This is a genomic window from Bradyrhizobium sp. USDA 4354, assembly GCF_054060315.1.
Window position 1 is genome coordinate 758380 of record NZ_JBSSDC010000001.1, and the last position, 12013, is coordinate 770392.

The following is a 12013-nucleotide window of genomic DNA, read 5'->3' on the forward strand; positions in this document are numbered from 1 at the left end:
CATGCGCGCGAGCCGGATGCTGTCGACCCTCACCACCCTCCAGGCCAAGGGGCGGGTCACCGCGCCTGAGCTCGCGGAGGCCTGCGAGGTCTCGGTGCGCACGATCTATCGCGACATCGACGCGCTCGCCGCGTCCGGCGTCCCTGTTTACGCCGACCGCGGCGCGGAAGGCGGCTATCGCCTGCTCGACGGCTATCGCGTGCGGCTGAACGGGCTGTCGCAGAGCGAGGCAGGCGCGCTGTTCCTGGCGGGATTGCCGGGTCCGGCCGCAGCGCTCGGGCTCGACGCGGCGATGATCGCCGCGCAGAACAAGCTGATGGCGGCGCTGCCCGCCAATTTGCGCGAAGACGCCGGGCGCATGCAGGAGCGCTTTCACCTGGACGCTCCCGGCTGGTTCGGCGAGGCCGAAGATCCAAAGCACCTGCGCAGCATCGCCGGCGCCGTCCTGCGGGGGACGCTGATCAAGATCCGCTACCGGAGCTGGCGATCGGAGAAGCAGCGCCGCGTCGCGCCGCTCGGCCTCGTGCTGAAGGGCGGCAGCTGGTATCTCGCCGGCCAGGTCGAGGGCAGCGTGCGCACCTATCGCGTCGCGCGCGTGCTCGACTGCACGGCGCTGGACGACCGCTTCGATCGTCCCGCCGGCTTCGATCTCGCCGCCTATTGGCAGGCCGCGACGCTGCGGCTCGAGGCCGAGATGCATCCCAATGTCGCGATCGTCCGGCTGTCGCCGTTCGGCGTCAAAATGCTCGACGCGCTGAGCCAGCCCTATGTCAAGGCACGCACGCAGCTCGAAGAGATCGCCGGTGCAGACGGCTGGCGCGTTGCGCGGGTGCCGGTCGGCAAGACGTCGTGGCACGCCGCAGCCGAATTGCTGCGGCTCGGCCCCGAGGCCGAAGTGCTGGAACCGGCCGATCTCCGCGACAAGATGGCCGAGCTGACGCAGGCGATGGCTGTGCGCTATCGCGCCGTGCGAAAAGCCTGACCGCGGCACATTTTGCCGCGGCCGACGAAACAATCCTGAAACACGATTCTTCCCCCGCGCCGTGAACGCATTCGCGTTTCGTCTCGACCGAGATGCAGGGACACAACATGGCCTTAGCGCCAAACGGAGAATGAAGATGTTTCGTAAGCTTGCACTCGGTCTGATCGCCGCCGCTTCGCTCGGCGTTGCCGCTCTCGCCCCCACCGCCGCGTCGGCCGGCGGCTTCCATGGCCATCACTGGGGTCACCATCATCACTGGGGTCCAGGCTGGGGCTTCGGCGGCGTCTACGTCAACACCGGCGTCAGCAACTGCTACCGGGAGCGCCTGGTCCAGACCCGTCATGGCCTGCGCGTGCGCGTCGTGAATGTCTGCGCCTACGGGATCTACTGATATTTCGCCTTCACGACAAAGCTCCGGTCGCGCCGCGGCCGGAGTTTTTCGTCGCGCTAGCCGCCCTGACGCTGCCGGCGAAACCAAGTCCAGGTCTCACGCGTCGTCCTGATGTAGCCGCGGCCGCGATGGACGATCTCGCCGTCGACGATCTCGTTCAGCTTCGGCAGCGCGTGAAAGGGGATCGAGGGATAGGCGTGGTGCTCGACATGGTAGGGCATGTTCCACGCGAACCATTTAACGATGGCACCGGTATAGGTGGTGCGGGTGTTCTGAAAGGCGCTGCGGGTGCGGTCGCAACCGGTGTGCTCGGCGTAAAGATACGGCCGCAGGAAGAACTGCCCGCTCACAAGCGGCACGATCCAGACCCAGAGCAGCAGCGCTGAAGAGAACCACAGCGAGAGCGCAAGCAGCAGGGCGTAGAGCGCGACATAGGCGCGCGCCTCGGCCACGATGGTGCCGCGCTTGCTCTCGGGAATCCAGGGCACGACGACCTTGCCGGTGACGGCATGGCCGAGCATCAGCCGCAGACGGCCGGCGACCTGGAGCAGGCCGCTATAGGCGAGTGCAAGCTGCGTGTCGGATGTTGGCTTCACCCCGACGATCAACTCGGGATCCCTAGCCGGATCCTGGGTGTAGCGGTGATGATCCCAGTGGAACAGGCAGTAATATTCGTAAGGCAATCCAATGATGAAGGCCGAGAGATGGCCGATGGCGAGATTGAGGCCGCGGCTCCGGAACGCGGTCTTGTGCGCGGTCTCGTGCACCGCCATGAACAGGAAGGCGACGACATAGCCCTGCACCACCATCAGCGGCAGCGCCCAGAGCACGCCCCAGGTCGACGAAACGAGCCAGATCAGCGCGCCCACCAGCACAATCACGCCGTAATGGCCGAGGCTCTGCGCCGCACCCCTGAGGTCGGAGCGAACCGACAATTCGCGCAGCATGGCCGGTGTCAGCGGCTTCAGGCGATGGCCGGTATCTGAAACGGCTGCGTCGCTCATGATCGGTTCCTGTCCTACTTGCGGAGAAGCTCGGCGACCTCGGCCTTGATGAAGGCCTGGTCACGCGGATTGTTGACGGGGTTGCCGGCGCGATGGCCGTGCAGCGATGGGATCGGATGCAGCACGGCTGACTTTGCATTGACCAGCTTGCCGAGTTCGTCCTCGTTGTCGCGGAGGTCGAAATAGCGATCGGTCGCGCCCGGCATCAGCAGCATATGAGCCTTGATCGCCGCCAGCGCGCGATCGAGATCACCTGCGAATGTCGGGCCACGGCTGACGTCGCCATTCTGCCAGATCCCAATCTGCGCCAGGAGGTCGTTGGCATCGCGCCGCGCAAATGTCGCGTCCCAGGCGCGGCTGAGATAATCCTCGAGCGAGGTGAAGCCGGCCTCGCGCCAGAGCTCGTCGCGGTAGAAGCCGTGCGACATCGCCCAGCCGGCATAGACGCGCCCCATCGCGCGATAGCCGGCGACGGGCCTTTCGACGAAACGGCCATCGCGGAAGGCGGAATCGGCCGTGAGCGCGGCCTTCACGCTTTCCAGGAAGACGTAATTATAGGGCGCGCAGCGGGCGCTGCCGCAGACGACCGCAGCGCGCTCGACCATGTCGGGATGCAGCGCCGCCCAGTGATAGGCCTGCATGCCGCCCATCGACCAGCCATAGACCAGCGCAAGCTTTGAGATGCCGAAGCGTTCGGTCAGGAGGCGATGCTGGACCGCGATGGCATCGTGATAGGTCACCTCGGGGAAAAGCGTGGACGTGTTCGAGGGCGAGGACGACAGGCCGTTGCCGAACAGGTTCGGGATGATGATGAAGTAACGCGTGGGATCGAGCACGCGGTCGGGCCCAATCAGCCATTCAGTGTCGGTGTGCTGCGCGCTGAACGACGTCGGATAGAGGATGACGTTGTCCCTGGCGGCGCTCAGCGTGCCGTAGGTCTTGTAGGCGAGCTTCAGCGAAGGAAAGACGGCCCCGGACCGGAGCAAGACGTTGCCAGCCTGGAATATCTCGTAGTCGTGCTGCGCCGTCATGCACCCAGCTCCCGCTTACTCGGACCCCAAGACCTTCACGCCATCCGCGATGCATCGATCATGCCGCCCTTGCAGATGCGGCGACTGCGGTCGACTTCATAATGTACTATTAGTACAGTTATTGGAGGCCGGCAAGATAAATCCGATCCGCGCCCGGCTCAGGCGATGGCCGCGAGATAGCGCGCGACCGACGCAGCAAACGCCGCCTTGGCGCCGCTCGCGATGTTGCGGCCCCACCAGGCGCCATAGATCCGGTCGAAGGCGAGCGGCTCGACGGCTGCTGCGATCCGCCGCACCGCGGCGGCGTTGAGCGGCATGTAATTCGGATAGGAATACATGAAGCTGACGAAGCGCCGGTCCATCGTCACCTGGGCGATGTCCCCCGTGAGCAGCGCGCCCTTGCCGTCCGCACCGCGCGCATAATGCAGCACGGTGGCGCCGGCAAAGTGGCCGCCTGTGCGCAGCAGCAGCACGTCGTCGGAGATGCGATGGCTTTCGCCGGTCCAATGCACGATCGCCGGATGAGGCCGTGTGACAAAGGCGCGATCGTCGGCGTGCAGATAGACCGGCACGCCGCCGAACGTGTCGCTCCAGTCGGCTAGCGCGCCATAGTAATGCGGATGCGAGATCGCGATAGCCTTGAGACCGCCGAGTGCTGAAACGTACTGGATGGCCTCGTCGGTCGCCAGCGGAATGCAATCCCACATCACGCAGCCGTCGTCTTGAGGCACCAGCAGCGCGCGCTGCCCGATGGCAAAGCTCGGCTCCATCCCGATCCCGGTGAGCCCGAGATCGTCGCGTCCCACGAGTCGGTGTCCCCGCGCGAGCGCCTCGCGCGTGAGAAAGGTCTGCCCGTTCCAGTTCACGAACTGTCGCTCGTCCTCGCAAATCGGGCAGGAGTCGGGCGGTGCTCCGCATGAGGGAAATTGAGCGCCGCAGGTTTCGCAGGTCCAGAGAGGCATGACTCGTGCTCCGTGGGAAGATCGCAGGATGACATTGCGGACAAGCTCCCGGCAAGATCGATGACCGGCATCAGAGTTCGGAACCAACGCGGCGAGCGCCCGTTACGTTCAGGCCTAAGCCAGACCGATTGGCCAAGAGGATCACGACACACGAGGAGCATGTTTAGGTATCGATGGCATCGCGTTCCCCCTCCTCGTCCCGTATCTGGCCTTTGTTCGCGCTCAACTTCTTCATGGCCGACATGCAGTCGGGCATTGGGCCGTTCGTCGGGGTCTTTCTTCAGGAGCGCGGCTGGGCGAGCGGGCTGATCGGCACCGCCATGACCATCGGCAACGTCGCGGGCATGCTGATCACGACGCCGATCGGCGCCTTCATCGACGCCAGCCGCAACAAACGGCTCTGGGTCGTCATCCCCGGCATCTGTGTCGTTCTCGCGTCCGCGATCATCCTGATCTCGCAGAACTTCTGGGCGGTGACGTTCTCGCAAGTTGCGCAATCGCTCGCGAGTGCCGCGATCGTACCGGCGGTCACGGGCATCACGCTCGGCATCGCCAAGCAGAAGGGCTTCAATGCGCTCAATGGCCGCAACCAGGCCTTCAACCACGCCGGCAACATGGTTGGCGCCGCATTGTCGGGCTATCTCGGCTACAAGTTCGGCTATGTCGCCGTGTTCGCGCTGGCCGCCATATTCGGCGCCATCGCCATCGCCTGCGTCCTGATGATTCCGGCCAAGGCAATCGATGACCGTGCTTCGCGCGGCAGCAAGGAGGACGACTCCAAGGCTCCGCCGGATGCGATCACGATGCTGCTCAAGCACAAGCCGCTGCTCGTGCTTGCACTCGCGCTCGCCCTGTTCCATCTCGGCAACGCCGCCATCGTGCCGCTCTATGGACTTGCGGCGGTGGCCGAGGCACAGGCCAACGGCCCGAGCTTCGTCGCGACCACCGTGGTGATCGCACAAGGCGTGATGATCGTGACCTCCCTGATCGCGATGAAGGCCGCGAGCAAGCGCAACTACTGGCCGGTGATCCTGGTCTCCTTCATGTTCTTACCGGTCCGCGGCGTGCTCGCCTTCTTCGTCACGGGATGGTGGGGCGTCGTGCCGATGCAGGTGCTCGACGGCATCGGCACCGGCCTGCAAACTGTCGCCGTCCCCGGCATGGTCGCGCGCTCGCTCAACGGCACCGGCCGCATCAATCTCGGCCAGGGCGCCGTGATCACGGTACAGGGCGTCGGCGCGAGCCTCAGTCCCGCGATCGGCGGCTGGATCGCGCAATGGATCGGCTACGGACCGACCTTCCTGCTGCTCGGCGGTTTTGGCCTGGCGTCCATCGCGCTGTGGCTGGCCTTCGAGGCGGCGGTGAAGAAGTATTGAGACTCGCCGGCGCGGAATGCCGAGCTGCGGCACCTGGTCGCTGGCGCCGCGCGCAGTTACGTGTGGCTTTTCGCGCAATCCCGCGCTTTCCTCGTTGCCGCAACTCGGCGCGCCGACCAAGATACCACTGCAACAGCTCGCTCACCGACGTTTACCGCCGCCAATGACCCAGCCTCAGCTCTCATTCCGCGGCGATCCGACGGGGCCGGCCTATGAGGGCTGGCGCGAGCAGTTCTGCCGGCAGGTGATGGGGACCGATTTCGTTCCGATCGGAGACGGCCCAGTGCACCGGACCATCAGGCCCGCCATCCTTCCGCGCGTGAGGCTGTCCGCCTCCCACGGTACGCCGATGAGCTTCGTGTCCATGGGCACCAACGACGAATTGGTGGTTGCCATGTCACCGAATTCGGCCCTGAGCGGGACCATGGGCAGGCGCGCGCTGAACATCGCCGCTGGCGACCTCACGATCGGAGATCCGTCGATCAGGGGTGCCCGAGTCACGCAGATGGCCTACGGCAACTTCCAGACCGCATTGTTGCCCCGCAAGGCACTGCTGCGCGCCTGCCCGAATGCCGAGGACCTGATTGCGCGACCGATTGACGGTGTCAGGCCGATCACATCGATGTTCCTGCGATATTATGACCTCGCGCATACGCACGCGGACAAGCTCGCGCCGGCGGAGCTCGACGCGGTCTCGCAGCACCTGTTCGACCTCGCCGTCCTGATGCTCGGCGCACGCGGCGATGCCGCCGAAGAAGCTCGATTGCGCGGCCTTGCGGCGGCGCGTTTCGACGCCCTCAAGTCCGACATCCTGGCGCAGCTGGACAGCCCCGCATTGTCGCTGTCCGAGCTCGCAGCCGCGCACCGGATCAGCTCACGCACCATCCAATTGCTGTTCGAGCAGGCCGGCATCACCTATAGCGGCTTCGTGCTGGAGCAACGATTACTGCGCGCCGAGCGACTGCTGCGAAATCCTGCCATGCGCAGCCGCAAGATCATCGAGATCGCGCACCTCGCGGGATTCCACGATGTATCCTACTTCCATCGCGTATTTCGCCGCCGCTTCGGACAAACACCCGATGACATAAGGAAGCTCGCCGGCGGCGCCGGCTAGCAAACTCAGCGACGATGGCACCCGCCCCTACGTCCCAAAGCTCTTCTGGACCGCCTTGTCGAGCGTCTCGCCGCCGACGAAGCGCTGGCGCAGCTCGCGCTTAAGCAGCTTGCCGCTCGGATTCTTCGGCAGGGCGTCCACGAAGATCACGCGCTTAGGCACCTTGAAATGGGCCATATGGCCGGCGCAATGCTTGATGACGGTTTCCTCATCGAGCTTTTCTCCGGTCTTGACCACGACGATGGCGGTCACCGCCTCGATCCAGCGCGGATCGGGCAGGCCGACCACGGCGACCTCGGAGACCCCTGGAATGCGATAGACCATCTCCTCGACCTCGCGGCTCGCGACGTTCTCGCCGCCGGTCTTGATCATGTCCTTGACGCGGTCGACCACGGTGATGTGACCTTCCTCGTCGACGGTGGCGAGATCGCCGGAGTGAAACCAGCCGCCGGAGAACGCCGCCGCGGTCTTGACGGCATCGTTGTAATAGCCGGAGAGCAGATGCGGTGAGCGGTGCACGATCTCGCCGACCTCACCCACCTTGACGTCCTCCATCGCCGTGTTGACCACGCGCGTCTCGACATTGAGCACGGGCTTGCCGGCGGAGCCGGCCTTGCGCAGCTGGTCCTCCGGTCGCAGCACGGTCGCGAGCGGCGCGATCTCGGTCTGGCCGTAGAAATTCCAGAACCTGACATTGGGCAGGCGACGCTGGAGCTCGAGCAGCACCTCCACCGGCATGATCGAGGCGCCGTAATAGCCCTTCTGCAAGGTCGACAGATCGGTCTTGTCGAAGTTCGGCGAGCGCAGCATCGCGATCCAGATCGTCGGCGGCGCGAAGAACGAGGTGATCTTGTGCGCCTGGATCAGCGCCAGGACATTGTCGGCGGTCGGCTTGCCCGTAATCACACTGGAGGCGCCGAGATAGATTTGCGGCCCGAGGAACACGTCGAGCTGGGCGCAGTGATACAGCGGCAGCGCGTGCAGGAATTTGTCCTCCACGCTCATGCCGCCGTCGATGATGCAACTGACATACTGCCACATCACGGCTTCATGGGTCAGCATCGCGCCCTTGGGCAGTGATTCCGTGCCGCTGGTGTAGACGATCTGCGCGAGATCGCGGCTGTCGACCGATGCGTCCAGGAACGAACCATCGGCGTCGAGGAGATCGTCGAAGGTGGTGAGACCCGCAGGCGCCGTGGCCGGATCCTCGCCCGGCAGCCAGATCAGCTTCTCGACGGCGCAATCCTTGGCGCTGGCCGCGCGTGCAGGCTCGACGAAATCAGGTCCAGTCGCGAGCAGCTTTGCGCCGGAGCTCTTCAGGATGAAATTGATCTCGTCCGGATTGAGCATGAAATTGATCGGCACCAGCACGGCACCGATACGCGCCACCGCGAAGCGTAGCGCGGCGAAGGCGTGCGAATTGCGCGAGAGCACGGCGAGGCGGTCGCCCTTCCCAACGCCGAGCCCGAGCAGGCCACGGCCGAGGCGGTTGCAGATCGCGTCCATCTCGGCAAAGCTCCAGCTCACATCGCCGCAGCTCACCGCGAGCTTGTTCGGCTCCCGGCCCGCCGAACGGCGCAGGAGATCGCCGATGGAATGCTCGCGCGCTTTCGAGATGGTGGCTGCGGTGTCGCCGGTCATGTGTTCCTCCGATTGATTGTCTTTGCTTGTTGAAGCCGTTGAATTCCACGGGCGCTATCTGCGCCGGACCGCCTGCGCATGCTCCATGTACATGTGCTCGACTGAGCGATCGAGCGAAGCGATCTTCTCGAAGCCGCGTCGCCAGTCCTGCAAGTGCCGGCGCGTCCACAGCACGCCGGCCTCGCGGTCGCGGTGGCGGATCGCGTCGATGAGATGGCGGTGCGCCGCGACGAGACGCGGGCCGCCTTCGGCGACACCGGTCACGATCATCTCGGTAGTCGGATAGAACAATTGCGCTGCCGGCTCGCGCGCGAGCTGGAGCACGCGATTCTGCGAAGCCTTGGCGACCAGCACGTGGAATTCGGCGTCGCATTCGGCAAGCGCCGCGGGATTTCCGACCACGGCCTCACTGCGCGCGAGATTGTCGGTGAGCTCCGCGAGGTTCTCCTCGCTCGCACGCTCGACGGCACCCTCGATGCTGGCGACCTCCAGCGTCATCGAGGCCTCGTAGAGTTCGCGGAAGGTGACCTCGTGCAGAACCAGCGCGCGGCTGAGACGGCTCGCGAGCTTGCTGTAGCGCGGCAGGCAGGCGTGCAGGCGGCGCGAGGAATCGCGCCGGATCAGCCCGCCCTCCTCCAGCACGCGGATGCCCTCGCGAATGGTCGAGCGATTGACGCCGAACTGCCGCACCAGATCGTGCTCGGTGCCGATTGGGTCCCCGGGCTTGATGCGGCCATTGACGATCTCGCGTTCGATGGCGTCGGCGACCTTCTGATAGGCGGGCGCGACATCGATCGGACGAAAGAGCGGCGCGACGGGCAAACCAGACCTCATGGTGATTGTCGGACAAACTATAGGCATGCCCGCGGAATGCGTCAAACTGCATCATTCCAGCAATGCAATGCAACAAATTGACTCCGTCGGAACCCGGTTCTAGCTTTGTCGGACAAAGGGACAGGATAGTCCCCGCGTAAGAGGAAACGTATCCATGAGACCTATCGCGGCACTCGTGTCTGCGGCCGGCTTGCTGTCGGCTGCCCTGATCACCCCTACCTCGGCCCAGCAGGCGCCGCTCAAGATCGGGGTGCTCTCGGACTTCTCTTCGGTCTATTCCGACATCGGCGGCATGGGGAATGTCGAGGCCACCAAGATGGCGATCGAGGATTTCGGCGGTCAGATGTTCGGCAAGCCGATCGACATGGTCAGTGCCGACGTGCTCAACAAGCCCGACATTGCCTCCACCATCGCCCGCAAATGGTGGGAGACCGAGGGCGTCGACATGATCATCGATCTGCCGACCTCGGCGACCGCGCTCGCGGTGATGGAGCTGTCGAAGCAGTACGAGAAGATCATGATCGTGACCGATGCGGCGAGCTCCGATATCACCGGCAAATCGTGCTCGCCCTACACCGCGCACTGGACCTACGACACCTATGCCAACGCGCACACCGTCGGCAGCGCCATCGTCAAGAACGGCGGCGACACCTGGTTCTTCCTGACCGCAGACTACTTGTTCGGCCATTCGGTCGAGCGCGACACCGGCGATGTCGTGAAGGCCTCCGGCGGCAAGGTGCTGGGGAGCGTCAAGCATCCCCTCAACACGGCTGATTTCTCCTCGTTCCTGCTTCAGGCCCAGGCTTCCAAGGCCAAGATCATCGGGCTCGCCAATGGCGGCGGCGACACCATCAACGCGATCAAGCAGGCCGGCGAGTTCGGCATCGTCGCCGGGGGCCAGAACCTGGCTGCGATCGTGATGTTCATCTCCGACGTGCACAGCCTGGGCTTGAAGCTCGCGCAAGGCCTGATCGTCACCGAGGCCTATTACTGGGACCTCAACGACAAGACCCGCGCCTTCGGCAAGCGCTTCCTGGAGCGCGTCAAGCGCATGCCGACCATGAATCAGGCCGCCACCTACAGTGCGACGCTGCATTACCTCAAGGCAGTGCAGGCCGCCGGCACCCGCGACACCAAGACCGTGATGGCCAAGATGCGCGAGCTGCCGGTGCGCGACGCCTTCACCGGCAACGGCACCCTGCGCGAGGACGGCCGCATGGTGCACAGCATGTACCTGTTCCAGGTCAAGAAGCCGGAAGAATCGAAGGGGCCGTGGGATTACTACAAGCTGCTCGCCGAAGTTCCCGCCGACCAGGCGTTCCGGCCGCTGAAGGATGGCGGCTGCCCGCTGGTGAAGTGAGACGGCCCGGATCGGGTCCACAGCAATCCGTTCAGCAAGTCTCGCTCGTCCGCTCGACCAATCAGGGCGGACGAGCGGTGGTGAGAGGCGCAGGCCCAAAATAGAGGCAGGACACCTCGCGCCGCGGTCTGATCTGCATCAAGTTGCGGTGCAAAATTCGCTGCAATGTTGAGCCCGCCCCGTCCGCGCGATCAGCGGCCGGGCGTTCGTGTCTCAACAGTGGGCGCCGCCGCGCGGCGTTATGAACAGATGAACTTTACACCGGGGCGCGTCGTCGCCGCGCTCGCCATCCTGCTCGCGGGCGGCGGTTATTACTATTGGCAGCACCGCGATACCAATGTGCTGCCTCCGGGTTTCGCCCGCGGCAACGGCCGCATCGAGGCAGTCGAGATCGACATCGCCACCAAGACGCCGGGACGGATCCGCGAGATCCTGGTCAACGAAGGCGATTTCGTCAGCACGGGCCAGGTTCTGGCGCGCATGGACACCGAGCAGTTGCAGGCCCAGCGTCGCCAGGCCGAAGCGCAGCTCCAGCGCGCAACGATCAATGTCGAGACCGCGAAGAGCCTGGTGAACCAGCGCGAGGCCGAACGCAAGGCCGCCGAAGCCGTGGTCGACCAGCGCATCGCCCAGCTCGACACCACGAGCCGCAAGCTCGACCGGTCCGAGCAATTGATCAGGACGAGTGCGGTGTCCCAGCAGGTCCTTGACGACGACCGCTCCACCAACGCCACGGCGAAGGCGGCGCTCGCCGCGTCCCAGGCCCAGGTCGCGGCATCAGAAGCCGCGATCAGCTCCTCCCGCGCCATGGTGATCGACGCCGGCGCTGCGGTCGACGCGGCAAAGGCCGCGATCGAAAGCATCAACGCCGACCTCGACGACAGCGTGCTGAAGGCGCCGCGCGACGGCCGCGTGCAGTATCGCGTATCGCAGCCCGGCGAGGTGCTCGCCGCCGGCGGCCGCGTCCTCAACATGGTCGATCTCGGCGACGTCTACATGACGTTCTTCCTGCCGACGGCCGATGCCGGCCGCGTCGCGATCGGCGCCGAGGTCCGCCTCGTGCTCGACGCCATCCCGCAATATGTGATCCCCGCCAAGGCCACCTTCGTCGCCGACGTCGCGCAATTCACGCCCAAGACGGTCGAGACCGAGGAAGAACGCCAGAAGCTGATGTTCCGCATCAAGGCGCATATCGCGCCAGATCTGCTGCGCCAGCACATCGAGCAGGTGAAGACTGGCCTGCCCGGCATGGCCTATGTGCAGCTCGATCCGGCCGCGCAATGGCCCGACAACCTCAAGATCAAGCTGACGAGATGAG

General features: G+C 65.0%; 11 protein-coding genes. 6 read left to right on the forward strand and 5 right to left on the reverse strand.

Annotation, left to right across the window (positions count from 1 at the left end):
- The first annotated feature begins 1 nt into the window (after position 1).
- Both ACVIIV_RS03635 and ACVIIV_RS03640 read left to right on the forward strand, forming a co-directional pair.
- Positions 2 to 982, forward strand: a complete 981-nt coding sequence (locus tag ACVIIV_RS03635; RefSeq protein WP_456742950.1) for a helix-turn-helix transcriptional regulator — start codon at positions 2 to 4, stop codon at positions 980 to 982.
- 136 nt (positions 983 to 1118) lie between these two features.
- Positions 1119 to 1373 (forward strand): hypothetical protein, encoded by a 255-nt coding sequence (locus tag ACVIIV_RS03640; protein WP_456742951.1) that lies wholly within the window; start codon positions 1119 to 1121, stop codon positions 1371 to 1373.
- 56 nt (positions 1374 to 1429) lie between these two features.
- Here ACVIIV_RS03640 and ACVIIV_RS03645 read toward each other — a convergent pair whose 3' ends face one another.
- The 3 genes from ACVIIV_RS03645 to ACVIIV_RS03655 all read right to left on the reverse strand — a co-directional run bounded on the left by ACVIIV_RS03645 (position 1430) and on the right by ACVIIV_RS03655 (position 4370).
- Positions 1430 to 2377 (reverse strand): fatty acid desaturase, encoded by a 948-nt coding sequence (locus ACVIIV_RS03645; RefSeq protein WP_456742952.1) that lies wholly within the window; start codon positions 2375 to 2377, stop codon positions 1430 to 1432.
- Positions 2378 to 2391: 14 nt separating this feature from the next.
- A complete protein-coding gene (locus ACVIIV_RS03650) occupies positions 2392 to 3408 on the reverse strand; it encodes an alpha/beta fold hydrolase (RefSeq protein ID WP_456742953.1) in 1017 nt (338 codons plus the stop codon).
- Between the two features lie 158 nt (positions 3409 to 3566).
- Positions 3567 to 4370, reverse strand: coding sequence for an MBL fold metallo-hydrolase (locus ACVIIV_RS03655; RefSeq protein ID WP_456742954.1), 804 nt, complete (start codon positions 4368 to 4370; stop codon positions 3567 to 3569).
- Positions 4371 to 4543: 173 nt separating this feature from the next.
- On the opposite strand from ACVIIV_RS03655, the gene ACVIIV_RS03660 reads away from it, so the two are divergent.
- Entirely contained in the window at positions 4544 to 5746 is a 1203-nt protein-coding gene (locus ACVIIV_RS03660; RefSeq protein ID WP_456742955.1) for an MFS transporter, read from the forward strand.
- A gap of 163 nt (positions 5747 to 5909) precedes the next feature.
- Complete coding sequence (locus ACVIIV_RS03665) at positions 5910 to 6860, forward strand: AraC family transcriptional regulator (protein ID WP_456742956.1); 951 nt, start codon at positions 5910 to 5912, stop codon at positions 6858 to 6860.
- Positions 6861 to 6887: 27 nt separating this feature from the next.
- Here the strand turns inward: ACVIIV_RS03665 and ACVIIV_RS03670 are convergent, their stop codons facing one another.
- Entirely contained in the window at positions 6888 to 8501 is a 1614-nt protein-coding gene (locus ACVIIV_RS03670; RefSeq protein ID WP_456742957.1) for an acyl-CoA synthetase, read from the reverse strand.
- A gap of 54 nt (positions 8502 to 8555) precedes the next feature.
- Positions 8556 to 9335 carry a FadR/GntR family transcriptional regulator gene (locus ACVIIV_RS03675; RefSeq protein WP_456742958.1) on the reverse strand — a complete coding sequence of 260 codons (780 nt, stop codon included), beginning with the start codon at positions 9333 to 9335 and terminating at the stop codon, positions 8556 to 8558.
- A 154-nt stretch (positions 9336 to 9489) separates the two neighbouring features.
- Between ACVIIV_RS03675 and ACVIIV_RS03680 the strand changes: the two genes are divergently transcribed.
- Both ACVIIV_RS03680 and ACVIIV_RS03685 read left to right on the forward strand, forming a co-directional pair.
- Positions 9490 to 10695: an ABC transporter substrate-binding protein gene (locus ACVIIV_RS03680; protein ID WP_456742959.1), complete on the forward strand. Its 1206-nt coding sequence runs from the start codon at positions 9490 to 9492 to the stop codon at positions 10693 to 10695.
- A 249-nt stretch (positions 10696 to 10944) separates the two neighbouring features.
- Positions 10945 to 12012 (forward strand): HlyD family secretion protein, encoded by a 1068-nt coding sequence (locus ACVIIV_RS03685; protein ID WP_456742960.1) that lies wholly within the window; start codon positions 10945 to 10947, stop codon positions 12010 to 12012.
- Position 12013 lies beyond the last annotated feature (1 nt).